Source organism: Roseibacillus ishigakijimensis, assembly GCF_016595415.1.
GTDB classification, from domain to species: domain Bacteria; phylum Verrucomicrobiota; class Verrucomicrobiia; order Verrucomicrobiales; family Akkermansiaceae; genus Roseibacillus; species Roseibacillus ishigakijimensis.
Genome location: NZ_JAENIO010000013.1, coordinates 1 through 25,926, shown reverse-complemented (window position 1 = coordinate 25,926; position 25,926 = coordinate 1). Strand labels below are relative to the sequence as shown.

At 60.8% G+C, this 25,926-nt stretch carries 19 protein-coding genes; 14 read left to right on the top strand and 5 right to left on the bottom strand.

Annotated features, from left to right (window positions below; translation table 11 throughout):
- Positions 1-46: 46 nt before the first annotated feature.
- Positions 47-1,240 (top strand): bifunctional 3,4-dihydroxy-2-butanone-4-phosphate synthase/GTP cyclohydrolase II, encoded by a 1,194-nt coding sequence (locus JIN78_RS06845; RefSeq protein WP_200391209.1) that lies wholly within the window; start codon positions 47-49, stop codon positions 1,238-1,240.
- Positions 1,241-1,259: 19 nt separating this feature from the next.
- Here JIN78_RS06845 and JIN78_RS06840 read toward each other — a convergent pair whose 3' ends face one another.
- Entirely contained in the window at positions 1,260-2,822 is a 1,563-nt protein-coding gene (locus JIN78_RS06840) for a SpoIIE family protein phosphatase (protein WP_200391208.1), read from the bottom strand.
- A gap of 375 nt (positions 2,823-3,197) precedes the next feature.
- On the opposite strand from JIN78_RS06840, the gene JIN78_RS06835 reads away from it, so the two are divergent.
- The 8 genes from JIN78_RS06835 to JIN78_RS06800 all read left to right on the top strand — a co-directional run bounded on the left by JIN78_RS06835 (position 3,198) and on the right by JIN78_RS06800 (position 15,423).
- Positions 3,198-4,076 carry a helix-turn-helix domain-containing protein gene (locus JIN78_RS06835; RefSeq protein ID WP_200391207.1) on the top strand — a complete coding sequence of 293 codons (879 nt, stop codon included), beginning with the start codon at positions 3,198-3,200 and terminating at the stop codon, positions 4,074-4,076.
- 223 nt (positions 4,077-4,299) lie between these two features.
- Positions 4,300-5,103 (top strand): hypothetical protein, encoded by an 804-nt coding sequence (locus tag JIN78_RS06830; protein WP_200391206.1) that lies wholly within the window; start codon positions 4,300-4,302, stop codon positions 5,101-5,103.
- Between the two features lie 90 nt (positions 5,104-5,193).
- Positions 5,194-6,138 carry a DUF6607 family protein gene (locus JIN78_RS06825; RefSeq protein ID WP_200391205.1) on the top strand — a complete coding sequence of 315 codons (945 nt, stop codon included), beginning with the start codon at positions 5,194-5,196 and terminating at the stop codon, positions 6,136-6,138.
- A 33-nt stretch (positions 6,139-6,171) separates the two neighbouring features.
- Positions 6,172-6,855, top strand: a complete 684-nt coding sequence (locus tag JIN78_RS06820) for a hypothetical protein (protein ID WP_200391204.1) — start codon at positions 6,172-6,174, stop codon at positions 6,853-6,855.
- 199 nt (positions 6,856-7,054) lie between these two features.
- A complete protein-coding gene (locus JIN78_RS06815; protein WP_200391203.1) occupies positions 7,055-8,182 on the top strand; it encodes a hypothetical protein in 1,128 nt (375 codons plus the stop codon).
- Between the two features lie 79 nt (positions 8,183-8,261).
- Complete coding sequence (locus tag JIN78_RS06810) at positions 8,262-12,572, top strand: hypothetical protein (protein WP_200391202.1); 4,311 nt, start codon at positions 8,262-8,264, stop codon at positions 12,570-12,572.
- 12 nt (positions 12,573-12,584) lie between these two features.
- A complete protein-coding gene (locus JIN78_RS06805) occupies positions 12,585-13,268 on the top strand; it encodes a hypothetical protein (protein ID WP_200391201.1) in 684 nt (227 codons plus the stop codon).
- 103 nt (positions 13,269-13,371) lie between these two features.
- Positions 13,372-15,423 carry a sulfatase-like hydrolase/transferase gene (locus JIN78_RS06800; RefSeq protein ID WP_200391200.1) on the top strand — a complete coding sequence of 684 codons (2,052 nt, stop codon included), beginning with the start codon at positions 13,372-13,374 and terminating at the stop codon, positions 15,421-15,423.
- A gap of 198 nt (positions 15,424-15,621) precedes the next feature.
- Here the strand turns inward: JIN78_RS06800 and JIN78_RS06795 are convergent, their stop codons facing one another.
- The gene (locus tag JIN78_RS06795; RefSeq protein ID WP_200391199.1) at positions 15,622-16,698 is read right to left on the bottom strand and encodes a Gfo/Idh/MocA family protein; all 1,077 of its coding nucleotides are present in this window, start codon (positions 16,696-16,698) and stop codon (positions 15,622-15,624) included.
- Positions 16,699-16,712: 14 nt separating this feature from the next.
- On the bottom strand, positions 16,713-18,056 hold the full coding sequence (locus tag JIN78_RS06790) for an MFS transporter (RefSeq protein ID WP_200391198.1): 1,344 nt from the start codon (positions 18,054-18,056) through the stop codon (positions 16,713-16,715).
- Positions 18,057-18,198: 142 nt separating this feature from the next.
- Here JIN78_RS06790 and JIN78_RS06785 point away from each other — a divergent pair, with 142 nt between their 5' ends.
- Both JIN78_RS06785 and JIN78_RS06780 read left to right on the top strand, forming a co-directional pair.
- Positions 18,199-19,596: an ROK family protein gene (locus tag JIN78_RS06785; protein ID WP_200391197.1), complete on the top strand. Its 1,398-nt coding sequence runs from the start codon at positions 18,199-18,201 to the stop codon at positions 19,594-19,596.
- Positions 19,597-19,633: 37 nt separating this feature from the next.
- Positions 19,634-20,470 (top strand): PIG-L deacetylase family protein, encoded by an 837-nt coding sequence (locus JIN78_RS06780; protein ID WP_200391196.1) that lies wholly within the window; start codon positions 19,634-19,636, stop codon positions 20,468-20,470.
- Between the two features lies 1 nt (position 20,471).
- Here the strand turns inward: JIN78_RS06780 and JIN78_RS06775 are convergent, their stop codons facing one another.
- Positions 20,472-21,245, bottom strand: coding sequence for a glucosamine-6-phosphate deaminase (locus JIN78_RS06775; RefSeq protein ID WP_200391195.1), 774 nt, complete (start codon positions 21,243-21,245; stop codon positions 20,472-20,474).
- A gap of 159 nt (positions 21,246-21,404) precedes the next feature.
- On the opposite strand from JIN78_RS06775, the gene JIN78_RS06770 reads away from it, so the two are divergent.
- The 3 genes from JIN78_RS06770 (at position 21,405) to JIN78_RS06760 (ending at position 24,934) form a co-directional block, all read left to right on the top strand.
- Positions 21,405-22,763 (top strand): UTP--glucose-1-phosphate uridylyltransferase, encoded by a 1,359-nt coding sequence (locus JIN78_RS06770; RefSeq protein WP_200391194.1) that lies wholly within the window; start codon positions 21,405-21,407, stop codon positions 22,761-22,763.
- 65 nt (positions 22,764-22,828) lie between these two features.
- Positions 22,829-24,073, top strand: coding sequence for a signal peptidase I (gene lepB / locus JIN78_RS17505; protein WP_200391193.1), 1,245 nt, complete (start codon positions 22,829-22,831; stop codon positions 24,071-24,073).
- Between the two features lie 21 nt (positions 24,074-24,094).
- Positions 24,095-24,934: a phytoene/squalene synthase family protein gene (locus tag JIN78_RS06760; protein ID WP_200391192.1), complete on the top strand. Its 840-nt coding sequence runs from the start codon at positions 24,095-24,097 to the stop codon at positions 24,932-24,934.
- On the opposite strand, the gene gluQRS is transcribed toward JIN78_RS06760, so the two are convergent.
- Positions 24,912-25,745 (bottom strand): tRNA glutamyl-Q(34) synthetase GluQRS, encoded by an 834-nt coding sequence (gene gluQRS, locus JIN78_RS06755; RefSeq protein WP_200391191.1) that lies wholly within the window; start codon positions 25,743-25,745, stop codon positions 24,912-24,914. The two genes, JIN78_RS06760 and gluQRS, sit on opposite strands and share 23 nt — an antisense overlap.
- Positions 25,746-25,926 lie beyond the last annotated feature (181 nt).

Genomic DNA, 25,926 nt, shown 5'->3' with positions numbered 1-25,926 from the left:
TCGCCATGGGAGCGCGAGCGCTTATGGTCCCCAGAAATTTCAGCTCATGCTTACCTTTCACCCCATCCCGGAGATCATTGCCGATATCGCGGCGGGCAAAATGGTCATTGTCGCCGACGATCCCGAACGCGAAAACGAAGCGGACCTGATTGCCGCTGCCGCCCTGGCCACCCCCGAGATGATCAATTTCATGGCCACCCACGGGCGCGGACTCATTTGTGCGCCCATCACTGCCGAGCGTGCCAATGCCCTCGACCTGCCGCCCATGACTCCCCGTAACCGGGAGAACCAGAAAACCGCTTTCACCGTCTCCATTGATGCCGCGGAGGGAATCACCACCGGCATCTCGGCCGCCGACCGGGCCCGCACAGTCCAGCTCCTCACCGATCCCGCGGCGAAGCCCGACTCGTTGGTGCAGCCGGGGCACATCTTTCCGCTGCAAGCGATGGCCGGGGGCACTCTCCGGCGGGCAGGCCACACCGAGGCGGCGGTCGATCTGGCACGTCTCGCCGGTCTTCCGGAGGCCGGCGTGATCTGCGAAATCATGAACGACGACGGGGAAATGGCCCGGGTGGGCGATCTCGGTCCCTATCAGAAAAAGCACGACCTGAAAGCCTGCACCATCGCCCAGCTCATCGAGTATCGCCGCCATTTTGAAAAACTCATCGATCGCGAGCAGACCATCAAGATGCCGACTGATTACGGCCCCTTCGACTGCCACCTCTATCGTGTCCGTCTCGATCAGAGCCACCACCTGGCCTTTACCCGAGGCGCCATCGACCCGGAAAAGCCCACCCTCGTGCGCGTCCACTCCGAATGTCTGACCGGCGATGTCTTTGGCTCCCGGCGCTGCGACTGCGGGGGGCAGCTGCACACCGCCATGCAAAAGATTTCCCAGGAAGGGGGCGTGCTCCTCTACCTGCGCCAAGAAGGGCGCGGCATCGGACTCCCCGCAAAAATCCACGCTTACAAGCTGCAGGAAGAAGGCTACGACACCGTGCAAGCCAACGAAAAGCTGGGTTACCCCGCCGATCTGCGCGACTATGGCGTGGGCGCCCAGATGCTGGCCGACCTGGGGGTGAAAAAAATCCGCCTCTTGACCAATAATCCCCGCAAGGTGGTGGGCCTCACCGGCTACGGCATTGAGATCACCGAACAAGTGCCCCTCAAACTCCCCTCCAATCCCGACAACCAGGCCTACCTCGACACCAAAAAGTCGAAACTGGGCCATCAGCTGTAAAAAAACGACCCGGCTCGCCCTACAGACTCATCCCCAGGAGGCAGACGTCATCGTCGAATCCCCCGCCTTCGGTGAAGCTCTTCACCTCTCCCAGGATGGTATCGAGCTGTTCCTCCAAAGGCATGCGACGGGCGCGCTTGACAGTCTGCACTAGTCGGTTCTGCAAGAAGGCCTCCCCTTCGGAATTTTCCACTTCGTAAATCCCATCGGTGAAAAGAAGGAGACCAGTCACTCCCTCCAAGGGAATGGACTCTTCGCCATATTGAGTCCCGGGGATCAAGCCCAACCCCGCTCCTTTTCCCCGCCCACCCAGCGGCAGAAGACTGGCTCCATCCTCGCTGCTCATGATCCCCGCCGGATGCCCCGCACTGCTGTATTCGATACGGCCTTTCTTGAAATCCACCACGAGATAAAAGGCGGTGGCAAACATGGTCACCTTGGCCTTTTTCAAAAAAGTGACCAACCCATCATTCAGCGCTCCGAGAAAGAGCCCCGGAGTCTCCGCCTGATTTCGCGCTTGGGAGACCAGTCCCCGCAGCAGACTGGCTACCAGCGCGGAGCGAATCCCATGACCCATCACATCGCAGATGAGGAGGCCGACCTTGTTCTCGCCCAGTTCGATGACATCGAAGAAATCGCCTGCCAATCCGGAAATCGGGAGGTAACGGTGACCGAACTTCGCCGACCGCACCGCAGGATACTCCGAGGGGAGAAGACCCTGCTGAATCTCCCGGGCCAAAGCCATTTCCTCCTCATACGCCTCATTGCGCGCCTTTAATTCCGCCGCCATCTCGGCCAGCGAACGCTGGGTCCGCACCAATTCCGTGACATCGCTGGAGACCCCGAAGGTCCCCATCAATTCACCCCGCCGGTTCCGATACGGCATCTTGGTGGTGAGCACCCAGGTGTCTCCCCGGCCTGACCAGGTCTCTTTCTCGATGACGGACTCCATGGCCTCGCCCGTCTCCAGGATATGCTGTTCATCGGCCAAGGCTTGCTTGGAATGCTCTTCGCCAAAGAAGTCAGCATCCGTCTTCCCAAGCAATTCCTCTGGTTTCTCCCGATGCATCCACCGCGCCATCGGAGTATTCACCATCGTGAAGCGCGATTTCTTGTCCTTGAAATAGATATGCAAAGGCACATTCTCCACCAGGGTCTTGGTCAGGTGCTGCTCCTCCAAAAGGGCCTGCTCCGCTTCCTTGCGCAGGGAAATATCAATCAGCGAGCCCGCCAAACCGGTCAGCTGTCCTTCATACTTGACCGGAACCCCGCGCACGCGGAACCACTTCCATTGCTCCCGCCCCTCTTCGGTCACACCAGTCCGCACGCGCGGCTCCACCGCCAGAATCTCGCTGCGCCCCTCCCTCACCGCCTGAATAGCTGCGGCCAAATGCTGCCGGTCATCCTCATGAACGAAGGAGTGGTCCGCAAAAAAATTGGGGACCTCCTCCTTGGGACAGCCGAAGAAATCCCCCACCCGCTCGGTGAAATCAATCGTCCCACTCTCAAAATCCCAATCCCAGATCCCTTCATTGGATGCTTCCAATGCCAGATCCAGACGTTCCATCGCATTTGCGGCCATACTTTTAGCCTAGCAGGATGAAGCCCGGGCCCAAATGAAAAATATTCCCGAAAAGCTCCTCCTCTCCTCTCTCCCCGCTCTTGTGTCTTGCTTCTCCCCAGACTCTCCCCTAAATGCATCGGCCATGACCCGTCCGCAAATCGAGCTCAGCATCAAAATCTTCGTCGTCCTCCTCGTTATCACCTTCATCTACGCCTGCTACCGCGTGCTGGATCTGATCGGAATCGTCTGATTCCCATTCCCCCACAGCCAATCGCCACTCTCCCCGAGTAGATTTTCCCTGCCGCCCTGAGAGCGGGAATTTATTCTGATATTGAGACTCAGTCTCACTTTGGGCTGGACAATTGCTTTTGAGTGCTGTTTTTAGACCCCGTCTTGCACGCAGCCCTCAAAGCCTTGTCCACCGTCTATCAGCAGACTCTTCACCAAGAAAGCACACCTCTCGCCCTTTCCCTCCGCCATCTCAAGGTCGCGGCCGGCACAGGAGCCAAGTGGCAAGACCAGCTGCGCCCGAATAGTCTCCACTTCGTGCTCAATCTCCGGGGGGAAGGCTTGGTCATGGCCCCCGGCACGCGCCTGACCCTGCTCCCCTCCACTTTGGCCATTTTTACCATTGGGGAGAATCCCGGCCAAGCGATCGCCACCCGCTTTGAGGGCTCGGAAGGGCATGATTTCCTCGTTCTCTCGCTGGAGAGTCAATCCCTTGGCCGCCTCTTTCGCGCCCCCATTCCCCTAGTGGAAAAGAACCTCGGTTTCCTGCGCCGATGGTCCTCCCGCGAGGAACAATTCTACCAGGACTTGATCAATCCCCCCGTTGCCGAGGTCGCCCGCCACGCCTGGTTTCAGGCCAAGATCCTCGAACTGCTTTCCCTCCACCTTTTCCACGAACCCCATCGGCGGGAACCTCTCTTTTGTAGTCAGCTGAAGCAGAAAGCCCATCGCTACACCCGGCATGCCCTCGAGCTTTTGCAAGGGCGCCTGGATGAACCCCTCGATTTGAGCAACCTGGCCAAGGATGTGGGCTGCGCGCCCCATTATCTCAGCCGCCTGGTGAAGCAAGATACCGGCAAGACTCTTTCTCTCCATCTCCGCGCCTTCCGGGTGGAGCGGGCCGCCGAACTCTTGGGAACGAATCAATACAACGTCACCGAGGTCGCGATGGAAGTTGGCTATAACTCGCTTTCCCACTTTTCGAAAGCCTTCGTCGAGGAGCAAGGCCTCACCCCCTCCGCCTTTCTCAAGCGATCCGCCTGAGAAACAACGGAGCGCCAAAGAGTGACAAGCCAGCGCGAGCGGGGGCGCGCCCATTCCGGCAGGGTATCGGAACTATGGTTTATTCAAATATCGATAGCCGCATGTCCGGACGCCAAGCCTTCATCTACCTGCCGGTGCGACCGGGTTCGCCCCAGGGAAAGAAGCAGGCCAGCAAAAAAGGGAAGAGCTCACCAGAGAAAACTTCACCCAAGAAAGGACAATCATGATCTCCTCCGATCGGCAACGCTGGCTCAATGAACTGGAGGTCACTCCCCAACTCTGGGAAAGCCTGCCCCTCCTCGGGGAAGGCCAATTTCTCTGGCAGGGTGCCGAGGCCCGCTACCGGGGTCCCCTACAACTGGGAACTGCCTTTCTGGTCCATCAAGGCCCCTTTCTCATCAGTGAGCCCAGCCTGACCCTCGAGCCCTCCCTGCTCGACCGGGTCTACATCTCGGAGACGGGGGACGGTCGCGCGAGCGCCTTGGAAGTGGACTTTCCCCACCGGCGCACCCGGCTCGAAGTCACCGGGAGCGACCACCTGCAAGAGAAGCTCTCCCAACTGGCAGCCATCTTTGGCTGGGAAATGAAGCCCGAAACGCAGCCCCTCGCCGCCAGACGTGCCCTCCGCGAGTCGCCCCTCTGTCCCTGCTGCACGGAAGCCTGCGAGCAACGCGTGGCTGGCATGAGCAACCACCCCCTGGCTTGGATCCTCGCGGATCGGATCGATGCCGGGGAAGGGCTCTTTCTCACCCTCGCCACCCCGGGAGCCCACCTCGCAGCCCTTCACCGCCCGCAGTCACTCCACAGCGAGGGGCCCCACCTCGTCTCGCGAGGAGAAGAAGGGGAGTTCGCCCTAGACATGCGCCACCTCTACAGCCTGCGCACCCACCCGGTGCGCCTCGACGGGGAGGAGCACCTCCAGCTCACCCTCATGAATACCCGTGGCGAGGAGATGCTCTCTCTGGCCGCACCCTCGGCCTCTGTCTCCCGCATTTGGCCCCGCTTTCTGGGAGCCGTCAGGCCATGAGCCCGGCACAAGGAAGCAGCCGCAATTGAGCGCTAGTGCTTGGCAAGCCCGCGTTAGCAACATTCCCCGAGTACCGCAAAGATAACTCCCATGCAACCCGTCCTCCTCTCTGGATTCCTTTCCCTCCTGGCGACCCAAGTCCTATTCGCCGAAAGTAAATTCGACCAAGACCGCTCGGCCATCCTGGGCATGGCCGGCACCTTCGCCGTGACCTTCCACTTCGAAGAAACCATCGCCCTGCAGGAAGGCTACGAGCTCACCAAACCCTACCAAACCGAGGCGGTGGAACTGGTCAAAGTAGTCGAAGACCTCGGCACCAGCATCACCCTGCAACACCTCCTCATCGTGGAAGATCTCGATGGCCCCGCCGTCATCAAGCACTGGGCCCAGATTTGGCAATACGAAGACCCTCACGCCCTCACCTTTGAGGGTGACCGCACCTGGCTCCCGGTTAATTTCGACAAAAAAGAGGTCAAAGGCACCTGGACCCAGTTCGTGACCCAAATCGATGACAGCCCCCGCTACAAGGCCGTCGGTGAATGGGAGCACTCCGGCAACTACTCGGCCTGGACCTCCCAGCCCTCCACCCGCCCCCTCCCCCGGCGCGAATACACCAAGCGCGACGACTACGACCGCCTCCTCGTCACCAACCAACATCTCATCACCCCCGAGGGTTGGGTCCACCTCCAGCACAACCGCAAGCAAGTGCGCCGCGCAGGCCGCAACGAAACCCTCTGTCTCGAGAGCGGAACCAACACCTACCGCCGCATCACGCCCGAGAAAGACAGCGACCAAGCTCTCGGCGTGCAAAAAGCGGAAGAGTATTGGGAAAAGACCGCCCCCTTCTGGAAAGTGGTGCGCGATCACTGGGCTGAACTTCTCGCCGAGAGCGAAGGCCCCGTCGCCTACCATAATCCCAAAGACCAAAAACCCCTCATGCGCCGGATGGCCGCCCTCGCCGAAGAGCAAACGGGCGCAGACGCCAGCCTCGACCCCGCCGCCATCCATGCCCTCATCGCCGAACACCTCCGCTAGGCCTCTTTTTTCTCAACGCAACAAATACCAATCATGAAACACACAATCGCTCCGCTGTTCGTGGCTTTCACGGCCACCGCCACCTCTCTCACCGCCGCTCTCTCGGTCACCCTTCCGGGGAACTCGACCAGCGATGGCTGGGACCAATTGACCAACTCCCGCCTCTCCGGCTACGGAGGCTATCCCGGCCTCACCCCTTGGACCACCCCCATCGCCGCCAACACGAGTGGTTCCGACCAGAATGCCGTTTTCAACAAAATCAGCGGCGGAGGTTACCTCGCCAACAACTCTTTCTACGATGGAGGCAATAGCGGGACCCTCGCCCTGCAATCCGACAACCCCATTGCGAACTTGGCCACCGTCATCTTCCAAGTGGACATGGGGATGTCCACCTTTGCCAGCGCACCCCAGCTCCTCATCAATGGCACCGACCTCCTCGATCCGGTTGCCAGTTCCATCACCCAAGGCGCCTACTCTTCCGGCCAACCCGGCCAGCCCCCCTCTTTCACCAAGAACCACGCCTTCCAATGGGACCTCACCGGCTATGGAGCGACCATCGACGACTACCAGGTCCAGTGGACCACCAGCATTCACACCACCATCTACGAGATGCACCTCGACAGCGGCGACTCCTTCGCCACCGTGATTCCCGAACCCTCCACCGCCTTCCTCGGAGCCCTCGCGGGTAGCCTTCTTCTGCTACGACGTCGCTCGTAGACTCCTCTTCTTCATACAACGGTCTGGTGTGAAGTAGCCCGTAGCTGGTGATAGGGTCCAGCTGCGGGCTCTTTTTTAGATAAATCCAATAGACTCTCGGACAGTCACTTACCTATCAAAAAAAGCAACCAATCGTCAGCCCGTTAACACTAAAGTTGTCTAAACGAAAGACTTTTCTTCGCTCCCCGTATCATTGGGCGTGAAGACGAAGGTCCCCCTGCTCCTGGCCGCCATCAGCGCACTCTGCGTGAGCTGCGTGCAGCACCAGGTCACCACCTCAGTCGCCGAGCACGCGGTGGTTGAAGGCTCCCGCTATGCCGAAGAGGTGGCGGCCCAGTCGCCCTTCGAAACCAAGGAAATGAGTTGGCGGGAAGCTGCGGAACTGATGAAAGTGCGCAACCACGACTTTCTCGCCGCCAAAGAGGCCTACCAAGAAGCCAACGAGAAGCAGCCTCTGGTGCAAAAGTTGACCACCGAGGTGAAAAGCGCGGTCAATGTCTCCTTTGGCGACCTCCTCAAACCCCAATCCGTGCTCAAGCTCCTCAACGAGCCCGTCACCCAGGTCCCCAAGCGACTGGCCTCCATGAGCAAGCTCAAGGACATCTCCCACTCTGCCGAGACCAGCGCCTGGCAGCACACCGCCAGCTCAGTGGATGCCGAGCTCAAGATGCGCGCCGAGAAGGTCAAACTGCAGGAACTCCTCCGCGAAGGCCACCTCCTCGACAGCGAGTTGCAGCTGGTGGAAGCCGCTCCCCCCCTGCCGCAAGATGCTGACCCCAAGCTCCGCAAATCCGTGCAGGATTGGAAAAACAAACTCACCACCGAGCGTCAAAAGTGGCTCAACGAAGTGCGCAACTTCTTCAATGCCGAATACGGCGATGTCAAATTCGTCAAAGACGAATCCGGCCTCCCCACCTACCGCAACGTGGAGAAACCCGACCTCACCCAGTGGGAGCGCTGGTGCCAGCTCCGCCGGAGCAAAGAGCTCGTCAAGGTTTTGCAAAAGGCCCACAAAGCCGACAAACCGGCCATCCCCGGCACCGACATGGTCAAGAACAAGCTCGCCAGCTTCATGACTGGCGACGAGGATAATCCCGACCTCGTCCTCGACACCCAATCGGTGCGCAACGAAGTCCGCCAGCTCATCCAGAACTGGCGGGAAATGAAAGAAGCGCAGGAAAAGGCGCGCAGCTTGGAACAACAGGCCACCGACAGCGATTTCGGTAGCATCGCGGGAATCAACCGCCGCCAGTCCATCTTCAACTTCCGCCAACGGGAGATCCAACACGCCAGCCAAGTCTGGCTCCGCGACGAGTCCTGCTGGTAGCGGAGGGGAAGACGAAAATTTCGGAATTCCGTCTCCGGAGGCACGGTTGTATAGTGGAGTTGGCTAGCCAATCGATCTCATGCGCCTCTATTTCCTCCTTCTCCTTTTTTTCAGCCTTTCTCTGCTTTCGGGCGCTCCCCACCCCGCCGACTCCAATCAGGATTTCCGCCTCACACGGGACGAGGTCGCCTCCGTATACGGACCGGAGGGCTTTGCCGATGCGGAGTTTGCACAGGCCTGGTTCATCTGGCGAGCCGGTGAGAGCTACGAAGACGAAGCGACTCTGGCCAGCCCCTATCGGTGGCGTCCGCTTCCCCAGGGTGGACCCGCTTTTCTTTCCCTCAGCGAGCGCCGTTGCCTGCCCCTCACCCCGGTGAAAGTCATCGGCCTGCCCGCCAACCCCGGGCCTCTCACCGCACGCTTCCGCCCCCTCCACACCGGGGAATGGCTTTCGCTCGACCTCACGGTCACGGGCCCGGAGGTGAGCTTTTTCGCTCCCTACGTCCCCTCTCCCTGGTTGCCAACCCGCGAAATCGAAATCGAGATTGCGAGCGACTCCACCACCTGGCGAGCGGGTCAACTCTCGCTCGCACCCATTGAACTGACGGGCATCTCGGTGCCGCAATTTCTCGACGACACCGCCACCGCCCTCGCCTCGGTGGGCGATTGGGACGCGGACGCCACCGTCACCCGGCTCGCCCAAGGGCACGCGGTGGATGATTTCGAACTCCTGATGGGCTACTCCTACGCCTACCTCCAGCACACCGCCGAGTCCTTCCGCAGGTTGGCGCAAGCTCCCCCGACTCCGGAAAGCGAGCTCGAACTCCTCGTCGCCCGCGAGCTCCTCGCGCTTTACCTCGGCAACAGCTCGGCCGGCGAAGTGACGAATCGTTCCCGGCCCCTTCCCAAGCGAAAATCAAACGCAAAAGCCTCTGGCTCCGATTGCGTCCCCATCAACAATTGGACCGATCTCATTTACTACACCCGTCTCCGCGCCAAGCTGGAGGCCTGGGAGGACAGTGACTCCCTGCAAAAGAAAGCCACTGAAGAAGGCCTCGGCAAGCTCCAGGAAGGAGCCGAAAAGCTGGGCGATTTCTTCAGCAGCACCGCCGACAAATTCGCCAAGAGAGCGGCCCTCGCGATCACCATTCCTCTGGAGCTGCACGGCTTGCTCTCGGAGTGGGACCGCACCATGCTTCCCAAAACCTTTACCCGCATCGATTACCAGCTGGAGGACGGCAATTACGCCCCTCTTTCCCAGCCCATGCCCACCGATAGTCCCTACCCCTCGGGCGAGTGCGGCACAGCCCACTTTGCCCACCTGAAGGCCACCATCACCTCGGAAGGATTTCGACTCGGCAAATACCTTCTCGACAGCAAGGTCCCCGAGCCCGGCGACTTGGCTGAGGCGGTGCAGGGGCGGAAAGGTGAGATCGCCAAAAAGGTCGTCGACTACTACGAAGAGCCTCTCGGCGAATTGCGCCAGCAGGCCATTGACCGCAGCTACGAGCAAGTCAAGGACCTCGATTACGCCCCGGGGGGCTGCACTTGGAGTGGCATCGACATTCCCCAAACCCGCGACGATCCCAAGATCGAGTTTAGCAGCCAGACCGGACGTTTTGCGGTCAATGCCAGCGTCGCCAACGGGCTTGATCCGGTCGGACCTGGTCCCGATGTCATTGAACTGAAAATGCTGACCACCTCCGAGCTCGAGCTGACCAATAGTCTCCCCAACACCCCGGCCTTCACCCAGCTGGCACCCCTCACCTCTGGCCGGCCTCGCCTCGACTTCCGCCCCCCGGCCTACTCGGTGGATGATGTCGAGGATCCGCCCCGCTTGACCGTCGAGATTTCCCAATCCTACGAAAACGAGAAGCTTCTTTGGAAAATCTACGACAACACCGGGAAACTGCATTATCAGGAGCTGACCACGGCCTCGGACCAGTCCTCTCCCACGGAATCCACCCATCATCTGGATAATTACCTCGTCCCCACTGATCACGAGAAGTATCCCCTGCTCTGTCTCGTGGAATCGCAGGCGCAAGGCTGTCTGGAAGGCTCCGGATTGCCACCGGTGCAGGAATACGCCACCCTTTACTACCGCGCCAAGGTCTTCGACCTCAGTCCCAGTCGCATTTGCCGGGAACCGGGCGAGGTCATCACCCTCACCGCCACTCCGGCCAAACCGGATCCGGATTTCGAAGTCGGTTCTTGGGAAATCATCCAGGGAGGAGGCACTCTCGAGCCCCTCGACGAGACCACCGCCACCTTCACCTTCCCTCCCGACCCCGAGGCAGAGATCACAGTGCGGGCCACGGGCAAAGACGACTTCATCGCGCAGGCCTACTTCACCACCGGGCCATGCCTCAAATTCGTGCAAGCCTCCACCAGCTACGCCTTCAATCCCGCTACACTGGCGGAGGGCGAACTCCACCCCACCACCGCCTTCGGGCTCGCGGCCGCCTACGGAGACTTTGTCACTGGGCAAAACAGCCTCATTCCTCTGGCGGCGGAGACCTATCCGGGTGCGGAAATCGTGACGGGCATCGGCCAAGCCATCACCCACTTCAAGAAGGAAGTGACCAACACCGACCCCTCCACGCGGACCTTTGAAGTGGAATCCTCCGGCATCATTCTGGCTCTGGTCGATGCGGGCGAACCGCGACCTCTCTGGACCATTGAGGCCGCCCAAATCGGGGGCAGCTACTTTCGTGATGAGGACTTTGCCGACGATCCGCGCGAACATGTCTGGCTGCCCACCCCCGGAAAAGGCGAGGGCCATCCCTTGCCCCAGCTCGTCACGGTCACTCCCGATGTCTATCAACTCCATTTTGCCGAACCGCTCACGAAGACCTCTTCCTTGGACGAGACCCAACTCGCGGCCACCTGGCTGAGCGCCCAAGGAACCGTCATCGCCACCGGGGGACCCGTGCCCGATGCGGACGATCCGGAAACCTACTACCTGACGGCAACCATCGAGTATCCCCGCACGGTGAGCCAACCGGATGTCAACTTCACCCTCTCCGGCACCATCCACTACCCCGATCCCCAGAATCCGGACAGCGACTCCTTCTACTCCTCTTGCTCGGTGAGCCACCAAATCATCGAGGTCAAATCCTCGGGCACGGTGCGCTTCCCCATTGCGGAAGAGACTCTCGTCTTTTGCGGACCGACCTTCGGAGAGACCGCGCCCAGCTCCCGCCCCTTTGCTCTCTACAATCATTGCTGCGGAGGAATCGAGCTTCAGCAATTTGAAAAAGTGCGGGGAGCGGCCCGCCGGAATTTCCTCGCCTCGGCCTACGCGGCCAACGATCCCGAGCTCGGCCGCCACCTCACCCTCATCAGCAATTACACGGACGACGCCAACATCCTCTACTGTGAAGAGCAGCGCAAAAAGCGGGAAGAGCACCCCATCCCCCCCGAAGATCTGCCCGAACCGCCGGATCCCGAGGACCCCGATCCGGAGCCCGAGGACACCCCCGAAGAACTGGAGGACTTTTTCACCAATTCTCCCTCCAATCTTGATGGGCCCGGCGACTTCCCGTCCCCGGAAACACCCCTGCCCGCGACCACCTCGGGAGCCATTCTCCCCGAGGCCAGTGGAGTGAGCTATCCCCTCGACAGCACCAGCCTCTTCACCTTCGAGACCTCGCTGGAGCTCGCCCACTTTGCGGCCAATGGCTCCTTCCAAAACAGCACTCTCTGGCTCGACCAAGAGACCCGCCAAGCCGTGGCCGACGAGCTGACCCTCGTCCTCTACGGGCAAGTGAGTCCAGGCGGGGACCGCGGACTTTTCGTTGAACGGGAATTCAATGGAAACCACTACTTCGAATTCTGGCGCCGGGACGCGGTCACGGGGAAATTCGTCGCCCGCACCCTGCTAACCCTTCTTCCCGGGCAACATATCATTGGGCTGGGCGACTTTGACCAAGACGGCCATCTCGACCTCGCCGGACGCGATCAAGACGCCAATCTCCTTGTCTGGCGAGGCCAGGCAGACGGATTCGCAAGCTCAGCCCAAACCCTGCTGGCCAGCCAAGGAAGCTGGCTGCCCCGGGCAGCGGCCGTCAATCCCGATAGAACCACCCTCCTCCTCTCGGAAAGTCACGAATCCTCTTCCTACCGGCACCAAGTGCTCACCCCGACCGGAGCAATCAGCCACGACCGCACTGCGGAGCGTCCCCAGGGGATGAGCGTGCAATCGCCAGCCGACTTCAATGACGATGGTTGGCCCGACCTCCTCTTTCACCTCTCCGGCTTCGGCTCATTTGAGGTCCACTACGGAGCCCCCGGTGGGGCGGTCAGCGGGGGGCTCACTTATTCCCTCCCGGACCCGAATACCACTTACCTCTTCACCACCCTTCCGCAATCCAGTCGCAACGAACCCTGAGCCCACTTTCTCATGAAAAATGCCCTTGCTCTCCTGCTGCTTCCTTCTCTCTCGCTGGCAGGGACTTACACCCTCGAAGTCGGACCCGCAAGCGGAGCCAGCTTCATCGAGCTGGCCCTCCCGGCAGCCACCGAAGTGACCTTTGCCAGTCACGGCGGCAGTTTCGATGCCAGTCGCCAGGTGCTCAAGTGGGGTCCGCTGCTCCCCACCCCGGACCTCCTCCACTTCACCCTCTCAGGCGAGCCGGAGGGGTTTTCTCTCGTCGCCTCCAGTCAAAACGGAGGGCCCGTTGTCACGGCCGCCACCACCCAGGCCGATGGCGATGACGATGGCCTCCCCGACAACTTCGAACAACTGCACGGGCTCGATTCCTTCACGGCCGACGGCCACCTGGATCCCGATGGTGACGGCCTCTCCTCCTTGGCTGAGTTTTTTCTGGGAACCAATCCCCGGGACGGCACCGATGCGCTGGAATTCCGCGATCTGCAGCTCACCCGGGCCACTCCCTTCTGGACGGTCTCGCCCCGCTTGCCTGCCGGGGCCCGCTTACAAAGTTCGTCCCATCTCGAGCCCCAGAGCTGGCTGCCAGTGGAGGCCACTTTCGTTCACGAGGACGACACCACCACCATTTTCCTGCCCGCTACCCGGGGTGAAAGCCAGACACGCTTTTTCCGCCTCCAACTCAGCCCCCGCTAAACAACCCGGCACAAAAATCACATTTGAATCGAATGTGACATTTTCGCGTCCATTTGAACGATTCTTGCATCCAGGCGCGTTGTAGGAACATTCGAATAACATCATGAAACTAACGACCTATGGCCTGGCGGTGCTCTCGGCGGGCTCCCTCCTGGCGGAAGACCTCTTCAATGGCAAAACCCTCGACGGCTGGACGGTGGATCCGGCCGCCCTCAGCACCCACTGGAGCGTGGCTGACGGCGTCCTTGTGGGCGACAATCCCGACAAAAAAGGTTCGGTGCTCTGGACCGAGGACGACTATGGCGACTTCGAACTGACGGTGGACTTTCGCACCGAGTCTCCCGACTACGATTCCGGAGTCTTTCTGCGGGGCGAGAGCCACCAGGTGCAAATCGGTATTTCCCGCTCCCTGAAAAAGGACCTCACGGCCTGCATCTACGCCCCCATCGATGGCGGAGCCTCCTACCCGGCGGTTTCCGACCAGGTGGAGAAAGTGCACAAGCCGGGTGAGTGGAATACCCTGCGCATGGTGGCCAAAGGCAACAAGCTGAGCACCTGGCTCAATGGTGAAGCCTTCGTGGACTACGAGACCAAGAAGTGGCCCGAGACCGGGGCGATTGGCTTGCAACTCCACGCCGGAGTCCACCAAAAGATGGAGTTTCGCAATCTCGAACTCAATGAGCTGACAACGGCAGCCAATCCACGCACCCCGAACGTCATTCTTATCTACAGCGACGATGTCGGCTGGGGGGACCTGAGCTGCTATGGAGCGGAAAAGATCCAGACCCCCCATCTCGACAAACTGGCGGCAGAGGGTCTGCGCTTCACCGACGCGCATTGCTCGGCCTCCACCTGCACCCCTTCGCGCTACTCACTGCTGACCGGGGAAATGGCCTTCCGCAAAGAAGGAACGGGAATTTTGCCCGGCAATGCCAAGATGGCCATTTCGCCGGACCAATTCACCTTGCCGGATGTCTTCAAGGCGGCGGGATACACCACCGGTGGCATTGGCAAGTGGCACCTCGGCCTCGGCGATGGCAAGATCGACTGGAATGGCGAAATCAAGCCCGGACCCCGCGATCTGGGCTTTGACTACATTTACCTGATGGCGGCCACCAACGATCGGGTGCCCTCGGTTTACATTGAGAATGAGCGAGTGGTCAATCTCGACCCCGCCGACCCCATCACCGTGGTTTACAACTACCGCAAGGACGCTCGCATCCCGGACGATGTCCCGGGGACCGCCTATCCCGACGGACGGGACAATCCCGAAGCGATGACCTATTACAAGAATAGCCACGGTCACAACCAGACCGTGATCAATGGCATCGGCCGCATCGGGATGATGAAAGGAGGCCAGTCCGCCCTTTGGGACGACGAGACGATGAGCGAGGAATTCCTCGGTAAAGCGCGGGAATTCGTGGGTCGACACAAGGACGAACCCTTTTTCCTCTACTTCGGCACCCAGACCATCCACGTGCCCCGCGTGCCCAACGAGAAGTTCAAAGGCAAGAGCAGCCTCGCCTATCGCGGCGACGTCATGCTGGAGCTCGATTGGACCGTGGGCGAAATCATGAAGATGCTGCGCGAAGAAGGTCTCGATGAGAACACCGTGGTCATCTTCAGCAGCGACAACGGACCCGTCTACGACGATGGCTACGAAGACGGCACCACGGTGCAAACCTCCACCCAGGAAGCGGACAATGGCCACGACGGCTCCGGCCCTTACCGGGGTGGCAAATACCAGATCTTCGAAGGGGGGAATCGCGTGCCTTTCATCATGCGCTGGCCGGGTCACATCCAGCCCGGAGTCTCGGACGCCCTCATCTCGCAGGTCGATCTGCTGGCCTCGACCGCAGCTTGGCTGGGAGTGGAAGTCCCCGCCGGACATGCCATCGATAGCCGGGACTACGGAGCCGCCCTGGTGGGCAAAGACCCGAAGGGAGCCGAGATCATCCTCGAGCAAGCCCGCACCCAGGCCATCCGCCAGGGGGATTGGAAATACTTCGAGCAGGGCAAGCAGAACCAGCCCCATCTCTATTACCTGGCCGAGGACCCGGGCGAACAATTCAATCTCGCAGGAGAAGTGCCCGACAAAGCCAGCGAGCTGGCCGCTCTCCTCGCCAAGTATCGCAAGCAAGGATTGGCGCAATAGCCGACTTCTTCTCCCTTTTTCCAGGCCTCCCGGAAGCACTCCCGGGGGGCTTTTTTTTGTCCCGGCGGGAGCTTTGAATCGGACAGAACCAGCCGGGAAAAACGGTCATCATGACAGCAACGAAAAGGGCCGCCCCCCCCAGGACGACCCTTCTCTTTACCGTGTTGCAGAATTCATCCTGCGAACGGAAGTTTGTTGCTAAAGCTCCACCATTTTGCCCGTGCGGAAACTCTCGTCGGCAGCCAGCACAATGCGCATCGAATTCAGAGCATCGGCCAGGTGGTCCGACAGATCCAGATCTTCCTGGATGGCCTGCAGAAAATACTCCTGCTCCCGCTTGCACAACTCATCGTGGTCGGGTTCATCCTCGGTATCAATCCAATCGTCTTCCTTCACAAATTTCCCATCGGGCCCCAGCTCGCTGTGGTGCAAACGGAGAGACTCGGTCTTGGTATGGGCGTCGACATTGGCCGAAGCTCCGGAAGCCCCCGCGTCCTTGGCCTCGATGGTCACACAGCCCTTGGGACCGACGACGTCCTTCACAAAAAAGGCCATCTCGCTCATCATGGGACCCCAGCCGGCCTCATACCAACCGACCGAGCCATCCTCGAAGGTGACTTGCAGTTGGCCATAGTTGACCATTCCTTCGGGCAGTTCGTCGGAGAGACGAGCTCCAATGCCGCTCACCCGCACTGGTCGCGAGCGCACCATCTGGCACATCACGTCGACGTAGTGGACGCCGCAGTCGACCACCGGAGGGATGGAAGCCATCAGATTCTTGTGGGTCTCCCAAGCTTCTCCGCTGGATTGCTGATTCAGATTCATGCGCATCACCAGCGGCTTGCCCAAGGTCTGGGCGACCTCGATGAACTTCACCCAGCTGGGATGAACGCGGAGGATGTAGCCGATGACGACCTTGCGCCCCAGCTCTTGGGCCTTGGCCACGATGGCCTCCGCTTCCTCCACGGTCTCGGCGAGAGGCTTTTCCACAAAGACATCCGCCCCGGCCTCCATGGCCGCAATGGCATACTCGGCATGGGTGCCGGGATAGGTGGAAATGGAAACCGCATCGGGCCGGGTCTCGCGCAAGGCTTCATAGAAATCATTGAAGCCCGCAATTCCCCCCCCCAGCTCCTCGAGCAGCCCCTGCCGCGAGCCTTCGCTCCGAGTGACCACCCCGCAAATCTCAAATCCCTCGATGGCGGCATAGGCCCGCGCATGCGACTTGCCCATGTTCCCCGCCCCCACACATAACACTCGAATTGCTTTACTCATCGTTCTTCTTGAAATCAGTCGTTCTCCTCTCGTCCTCCCACCTTGGTCTTGTCCCAGAATGCCAGCGCGAAAATCACGAAAATCACCGCTGCCATCACAGCCGGGAAGATCCAAAAACTTTTCCACTGTTCCATGGCAGTCGTGACCAATCCCCCGTCAAGCCCTTCGGGCAAGCCCACAGAAAACATGCGCCCGAATCCTTCTGCAAAGCTGACCGACTGCTCGCCCCGGGCCTCGCTGATGGCGGCATCGAGGGGGGCATAGCCTTCCACCTTTCCAAACTGGGTGAAAGCCACCCGGTAGCCGAAATACATGCCCACCCCCTGGGTCAGAAAGACCAGCAAACTTTGCGCCTGACCCCGCACCTGACGCGGAGCCACCCGATCGGTATACATGAATCCCGTCACGAAAAAGAAGTCATAGCAAATTCCGTGGAGCAGAATCCCCAGGAACATCATCCAGGCAATCTGATCGGGAGCTCCAAAAGCGAAGAGAAGATAGCGCAGCACCCAGCATCCCATGCCCACTAAGATCATTCCCTTGACCCCAAGGTAACGGAAGAAAAACGGGATGAGCAGCATGAAAACAATCTCCGACATTTGCCCCAGAGACATGGCGGAGGCCGCTTGCTCAAAGCCTACGTTGGTGAGGAACTGGGAAGTGACGCCGTAGTAATAGGCCAGCGGAATGCAAATCAGGGTCGAACAAATCACGAAGACCAGGAAAGAGGGCTTCCTCAACAACTGGAAAGCATCCACCATCAATAATGCCTTGAGATCAAGCTTCTCACCTTTGGCCGGAGCCGGAGTATGGGGCAAGAAAAAGGAATAAACGCCGAGAGCCAAAGCGCTCACTGCAGCAAGCCAAAACATGTTGAAACTCGATGACCACCCTAGGAAGCCAACCACGAGACCGGCCACAATCCAGCCGATGGTGCCCCAAACCCGGACCCGGGGAAAGGTCAACGCGTCGACGTGGGTGAAGGCGATGGTATTGGCCAAGCCCAATGAGGGCATGAAACAAAGCATGTGCCCGAGCATGAGCCAAACCATGAGACTGCCATTTCCAGAAGCCGCCGCCCCGGGAACCAGCATCATCAAGGCCCCACCGACGAGGAAAAGGACCCCCATCACCACTTGGGAGGCGAAAAAACGGTCCGCAATCAATCCCAGAAAGAGTGGCGCAATCATCGCGGCCAAGGGAGCCGTGCCATAAGCCCCACCCCCAAAGTCGCCCAAGCCATTTGCGCCCAGGCACTGCCCAAGACTCACGAACCACGCTCCCCAGACAAAGAACTGCAAGAACATCATCACCGACAATTTGACGGCCACCTCTGGATTCCCTTTTTCGTCGTTCATCATTTTGTGTGCGGACAGACCTACGAACCTTGGCCCCCAAGCCTTGCGGCCACTACTCAAGCAAATTTCCGAAAAGAAACAACCCTTTTTGAAAACTTTTTCCTTTTGTTTACGTTTTTGATTATGCTAACAACTTCTCACGATGATCCTTTCCGATCCTTTCTGCGACCAAATCCTCGATCCTGAATTTCTACCAGCCATTGAGTTTTTCCGTGCCTATGACCAGGACGCGGCCAGGAATCCCTTTGCCACCCCCGTCACCCTTGCTCTCTGCCGACCCGACGGCTTGTGCTTTCACCACTCCTTCACCCTGCTTCCAGACGAGCCGGCTTTCGCCAGCCGCACCCTGACCTTCCTGGAGCGCACCCTCAAGTTCCTCCTCTGGATGCAAGGGGGCTCCCGGGTGCACTTCCACGGCCCCCCGGCCTTTGCGGAAAAGCTGGCCGCCATCTATCATCACCCCCGGGGCAAGCGGGCCTTCGATTCCCACTTTCTGGGAAAAACCGTTTTTGGCGAAGCCATCGAATTCATCACCCACTCTTCTGCCGAGGATTTGCCCGCCGCCCGCGACCGCGAGACTTCACTCGGCGGTCACCTGGACGGGTGCCGCATTGGCTTCGATCTGGGCGGTTCGGACCGCAAGGCCGCTGCCCTCATCGACGGTGAGGTGGTGCATTCGGAAGAGGTTCCCTGGGATCCTTACTTCCAATCCGATCCCGAATATCATCTCGCGGGCATCCGGGATTCCTTGCAATCCGCAGCGCGCCATCTGCCCCGGGTGGATGCCATCGGAGGTTCAGCCGCCGGGGTTTACCTCAACAACGAAGTGCGCGCCGCTTCCCTTTTCCGCGGAGTCACCGACCCCGTTTTGCAGCAGGATTTCGTGCGCCCTATTTTCAAGAACCTCCGTCGGGAATGGAACGACGTCCCCTTCGAGGTGATCAATGACGGAGAAGTCACCGCCCTAGCGGCAGCCAATTCCTTGCAAGCACACTCTATCCTCGGCATCGCCATGGGCACCTCCCTCGCGGCCGGATACTGCAATCCGCGGGGCGGCATCACCCCTTGGCTCAATGAACTGGCATTCTCCCCCATCGACCTGCGCCCCCAGGCCCCCGTTGACGAGTGGTCCGGGGATCAAGGCTGCGGGGTGCAGTATTTCTCCCAGCAAGCCGCCGCCCGCCTCGCGCCCTTGGCGGGATTCCACTTTGGCAAAATGCCCTTCCCCGAGCAATTGGTGGAACTGCAGAACGCCGTCAAAGCCGGAGACGACCGCGCCCTCTCCGTCTTCCACACCATCGGGCACTACCTAGGCCACACCATTCCTCTCTACGCCCGCTTCTATGAGCTGGAGCACATCCTCCTGCTGGGCCGGGTGCTTTCCGGCGACGGAGGCCAGGCCATCATCGACACCGCTGCTTCCACCCTGGCTTTACACGAGCCCGAGCTGCATGATCGCATCGCCCTGCACACCCCGGATGAGAAAATGAAACGCCACGGGCAGGCCATCGCGGCGGCTTCCCTCCCGGAGCTTCCGTAGCTTCGTTCTGCAGGCTTCATTTGCCTTTTTACCAACAATGACAACACCACACATTCCCGATGACAGCCCCCTCTCCCAAGCCCTTCCCCGCACCACCCACCTCGCCATCGGAGCCCATCAGGACGACCTCGAGTTCATGGCCTACCATGGCATTGTCACTTGCTACGACCAGGCCGACCGCTGGTTCACCGGAGTGACTTGCACCGATGGGGCAGGTTCGGCGCGCACCGGCCCCTTCGCGGGACTCAGCGATGAGGAGATGCAGCAGGTGCGCCATCAAGAACAAATCCAGGCCGCCAATCTTGGCCAATACACCGCCCAGTATCAGCTCGGCCACCCTTCCGGCGTCATCAAGAACCCCAGCGAATCTCCCCTCGCCGAGGAACTCGCGACCATTATCCGCGAGACCCGGCCGGAGGTGATTTACACCCACCAACCTGCCGACAAACACCCGACTCATCTGGCAGTCTTCGCCGCGACTGTCGCAGCCTTGCGCTCACTGCCCCGCGACTATCACCCCCAGCGCTTCTTGGGTTGCGAGGTTTGGCGCGACCTCGATTGGTTGCCCGACAAGCGAAAGGTCGCGCTCGACGTCTCCGCCCGTCCCGAGTTGGCCGAAAAGCTCAATCTCCTCTTCCAGTCCCAAATCGCGGGAGGGAAGAACTATCACGAGGCCGTCATGGGTCGGCGGACCGCCAATGCCACTTTCTCCAATCCCCACGCCACCGACGAGGCCCGGCACTTGACCTTCGCGCTCGACCTGCAGCCTCTGCTGGCCGACCCCGCTCTCTGCCCCCGGGCCTTCATCGCGGAGCACCTCGCCGCCTTTGGCCACGAGGTCGACTCCGCTCTTTCGGCTCTTTTGCCGGCCTGACTCACAAGAGCCAAGCCCCGGATTCCCGGTCCAAAATCACTCGTGCCGCGCCATGCTCCTGCAGGAAACTGGCCGGCACTTCTTCACTGACCGGCCCCGTCAGAGCCCGCTCCACAATCCCAGCCTTCCCTTTGCCCCAAGCCATCATCACGAGCTGGCGACCTTCCAAGATCGTGCCCAAGCCCATCGACATGGCCTGGGTGGGCACCTTATCGAGACCACCAAAGGCGGGCGCGGCATCACTGCGGGTGCGCTCGGCCAGCGCCACCACCCGGGTGCGGGAGTCGCGGGGTGATCCCGGCTCATTGAACCCCAAGTGACCATTGCCGCCGATGCCCAAGAGCTGCCAGTCAATGCCGCCCGCCTCCGCGATGGCCCGTTCATAGCGCGCGCACTCCTCTTCCGGATTGGCCGTGAGCCCGTCCATGAGGTGGATCTGCGCCATCGCCACATGCTGATAGAGCTTGCTGTGCATGTAATGGGAGTAGCTCATCACATCGTCAGCCGCGAGCCCCAGATATTCGTCGAGATTGAAGCCCACCACTTCGCGCAGACAGGCCCCTTCGGCCGCCGCCCGGCGCCCCAATTCATCGTAGAACCGCTCCGGGGTCCCCCCGGTGGCAAAGCCCGCCACCAGGCGTCCGTCCAGGGCCCGGCCCAGGAAATCCCCGGCTACCGCCCGACTGGCCTCTTCCGGGCTGTTATACACTTCCACCCGTAATCCGCCCCCCAAATCGCGCTCGCAGAGAAGCGCCTCTCGGTCACAAACAGTCATAGAAAGAGAGGGTAAACATTTTCGACCCGAATTCCAACAAAAAGGAGAACTTACGCACGATTTTTCCCTTCCCGCCTAACTACAAGGAAGCCCGATCAACTCGCCCCCTTTGCTCGCCGGGCTTGTCTGTGGCGAAGAACGTGCTAAGGAGAGGGCGCGATGAGTGACTTCACACCCTTTCGGGAAAAAATGACGGCAGCGGGCTTGGGCGAAGCCGCTATTGGCGCCTTCGAACGCGGCTACCAACTGCTTGCTTCCGGGGAAAAAGGCCTCCTGGGCGAGGAAAGTATCCATCCGGCCGACTCCGTGCCCAACTACCTTTCCGTCGCCAGCGAACACCCCGAATGGCAGCCGGAGTTACTGGCCAAGACCGTCGTTCTCAAGCTCAACGGAGGCCTCGGCACCGGCATGGGCCTGCAAAAAGCCAAAAGCCTGCTGGAAGTCAAAGATGGCGAGACCTTCCTCGACCTCATCGCCCAGCAAATCGCCCATCTGCGTGAGGAAACCGGAGCCCACGTCCGTTTTCTCCTCATGAACTCCTTCTCCACCAGCGAAGACACCCTCGCCGCGCTACAGGGAGGGCCTCTGGAAGGAGAAGAAGTGGAAATGCTCCAAAACAAAGTTCCCAAAATCGAGGCGGCCACCCTGGCTCCGGTGGCCTGGCCCGCCGACCCCGACCATGAGTGGTGCCCCCCCGGCCACGGCGACCTCTACCCTGCCCTCGTGGGCAGTGGCTGGCTCGACCGCCTCCTCGCCGATGGCATCGAATATGCCTTTGTCTCCAATAGCGACAATCTCGGCGCCACCCTTGATGCCGGCCTGCTCAGCTGGTTCGCCGAAAGCGGTGCCCCCTTCGCCATGGAAGTCACCCGCCGCACCGAAGCCGACAAAAAAGGCGGCCACCTCGCCGTGCGCAAGGACGACGACCGCCTCGTCCTCCGCGAGGTCGCCCAGTGCCCGGAGGCCGACCTGGACTTTTTCCAGGACATCTCCCGCCACCAGTATTTCAACACCAACAACCTCTGGCTCCACCTCCCCGCCCTGAAGGAAGCCCTTGAAGCCGCTAACGGAGTGCTGCCCCTACCCGTCATCCAGAATGCCAAGACCGTCGATCCCCGCGACAAGGACTCGACCCGGGTCTATCAGCTGGAAACCGCCATGGGCGCGGCCATCGAGTGCTTCGAGGGTGCCCTCGCCGTCGAAGTGCCACGCTCCCGCTTCGCCCCCGTCAAGACCACCTCCGACCTTTTTGCCCTCCGTAGCGATGCCTACGAAAAGCGCCCTGACGGCAGCGTGGGCCTGGTCCCCGCCCGGGCCGGCAAGCCTCCAGTGGTCAAGCTCTCCAGCGAATACAAGCTCGTCGACAGCCTGACCCAGCTCGGTCAGGTCCCCTCCCTGGTGGAAGCCAACAGCCTGACCGTGGAAGGCCCGGTCGCCTTTGCCCCCGGCGTGATCATCACCGGCGACGCCAGCTTCACCAATTGTGGCGAAATCCCCGCCGGACGCCACGGAGCCTAACCGCTAATCCTAACACTGCCCCATAATATCCTTGCCCCTTTCGTCTCCCGCGCTCAACTAGCCCCGTGATCAAGGCCGCACACATCCCGCAACTCGTCCTCGACGCCTTCTGGAAACCCAAGTGGAAGAAAGAAGCGCTCGGCACCTTGAAGGGCGGACAGAAGTTCCTCAACTACAAGCGTGACCTCCTCGAGCCGGATCGCATCCGCGAAATCCAGTCACGCATCAAGGACCTGAAAGTCGCCATCACCGAGCGGGATCAAACGGCCGTCAAGGAAGCCTGCAAGCAACTCCAGGGCACCTGCGAGCATTCCCTCAAATCCTACCGCCCGCCCGATGCCTTGGCCGAGAATCTGGAGGTCATGTTCGTCGCCATCGCGGTCGCCCTCGGCATCCGCGCCTACTACATCCAGCCCTTCCGCATCCCGACGGGTTCCATGCAGCCCACCCTCAACGGCATCGTGGGCCATTCCATCGACGAGAAGAGCTGGGACAAGCCGAACTTCGTGGTGCAAGGCTTTCACAAAGTGACCGAAGGCCGCACCTACGTGAAGGCCATCGCCCCGGCTGACACTGAGATCGTCGACATCGTGGAAAGCCGCTGGATGTGGTTCTTCACTCGCACCACCATCCTCTTTGGCAATGGCGAGAAGCTCACCCTCAGCGGTTCCAAGAATGCCATCGTCAACGGCCTCGGCATGGGCAAACGCCTGAACTTCTACACCAACGACGGCGAATTCTACGGCTTCGAGCGCGCCGACCGCATGGGCCCCCGCGCCCGCCGATTCCCGGTCAAGGAAGGCCAAATCCTCGCCCAAGGCTGGGTCGACACCGGCGACCTCGTCCTCGTCGACAAGTTTTCCTACCACTTCCGCACCCCCAAACGCGGCGAAGTCTTCGTCTTCGAAACCCGTGGCATCGAAAACATCATCTCCGAATACCGCAACCGCGACCAGGAAGCCGGCTCCCACTACATCAAACGCCTCGCCGGGGTCCCCGGGGACGAGCTCCGGCTCGATCCCCCCCACCTCTGGGTCAATGGCAAGCTGGCCAGTGAAAAGGGCTTCAAACGGGTCGCTTCCCAGGAAAACGGCTACGAAGGCTACGTCTCCCCCGGCTCGCAGACCGGACGTTACCTGACCACTCCCCAAGACCGCCTCACCCTTGGCGAAGAACAATACTTTGCCCTCGGCGACAACTCCGCCAACTCCTCCGATTCCCGCTACTGGGGCGAAATCGACGAATACCTCCTCGTCGGGCCCGGCCTCTTCACCCTCTGGCCCTTCGAGAACTTCGGCTTCATCCGCTGAACCCCCAACCGCCCTCACCCCTTGTCCGAAGCCCGCGAAATCACCCGCAAAGCGAAGTCCAACCTCGCCTTCGCCCTCCTCAGCCTGCCTAAGGAAAACCGCGAAGACGTCACCGTCTTCTACGCCTTCTGCCGCTGCATCGACGATATTGCCGACGACCTCGGCACCTCCTTGGCAGACAAAAAAAGCGGCCTCGAGCACTGGCGCCAGGTCCTCCGCGGCGAAGTCCCCTCCCCCACCCCCCTCGAACAAGCCGTCCTCACCCTCCGGGAAAAACACGCCATCCCCCGCGAGCACTTCCTCAATCTCATCGAAGGCTGCGAGATGGATCTCCATCCCCAACGCTTCCAAACCTGGGAAGATCTTCAGACCTACACCCACCGCGTGGCCTCCACCGTCGGCCTCGTCTGCCTCCCCCTCTTCGGCGCCCGCCATCCCGACTCCCCCGCCTACGCCGAGACCCTCGGCCATGCCCTGCAGCTCACCAACATCCTGCGCGATGTCGGCGAAGACCTCGACAACGGCAACCGCATCTACCTCCCCCTCGCCGACCTCGCCCGCTTCGACTACCACGAGGACGACCTCGTCGCCAAAGTCTACGACGACCGCTTCCGCGCCCTCATGCAATTTCAGGCCGATCGCGCCAGCCAACTCTACGCCCAAGCCCTCTCCCTGCTCCCTGCAGCGGACCGCGATCCCCTTCTTGCCGCCGAGATCATGCGCTCCCTCTACCAGCGGCTCTTGGAAAAAATGGAAGAAGACGGCTTCCGCGTCTTCGACCGCCGCTACCGCCTCTCCAAAGGCCGCAAAATCGGCACTCTCTTCGTGCAAGGCCTCCTCACGCGCTTCTCCGCACGTTGAGCCGCGCCTGCCGCAGAACCTCCTCCGGCGAAACCCCCGCCTCTCGCAGAGTCGCGATCGCCAGCGCATCATGTCGCTTCGCCAAGCGCTGTCCCCCCTCATCCACCACCAGGGGATGATGGAAATAACGCGGCTCCGGCAGCTCCAGCAGCACCTGCAAAACCCGGTGGATATGGGTCGACTCCAGCAAATCCTCCCCCCGCACCACCTCACTCACCTCCTGCGCGGCATCATCCACCACCACCGCCAGATGGTAGGAAGTCGCGATATCCTTGCGCGCCAGAACCGGATCTCCCAGCAAGGTTGGCCGCACGCGCACCAGGCCCCGGCTTTCCTCCTGAAAAGTCAAAGGCCCCACCAGATCAGCCGCCCGCGCCATATCCATCCGCCAGGCCCACCCCCGTCCCGCCGCCTCCCGTGCGGCCCGCTCCTCCGCCGACAGCCCCCGGCACGTGCCCGGATAGAGCTGCGCCCCATCACCCTGCTGGGGAGCACTCGCCGCCAGCTCCCGGCGCGTGCAGAAACAGGGATAAAGCACCCCCCGCTCCCTCAGACGCGCCAGCGCCTCCTCATAAGCCGCCAGCCGATCCAGCTGCCGCCAGGCTGGCTGCGGCCACTGCAAGCCCAGCCAACGCAAATCCTCCTCGATTCCCTCATAAAACTCCGGCCGCACCCGGGTGTGATCGATATCCTCGAAACGCAGTAGAAACTCGCCACCCTGCTGCACCGCCCGCTCCCAAGCCAGCCACGCCGAATAAGCATGGCCGAGGTGGAGCCGTCCGGTGGGCGAAGGAGCAAATCGCGTGCGCATCCCCCACCAACAGCAACAAACGGACACCAAGGCAAGAACAGGCAAAGCCCCACCCTCAAAAAATGGCCCCCTCGTAGCCAACACCCCGTCGGCCCCAGAGCTCACGTCTACCCACAAAGCACCGAACCCATAAACCCCGTCCCACCGCAGGCCCGGCGCCCCAAGCCCACCCCAAGCCCAC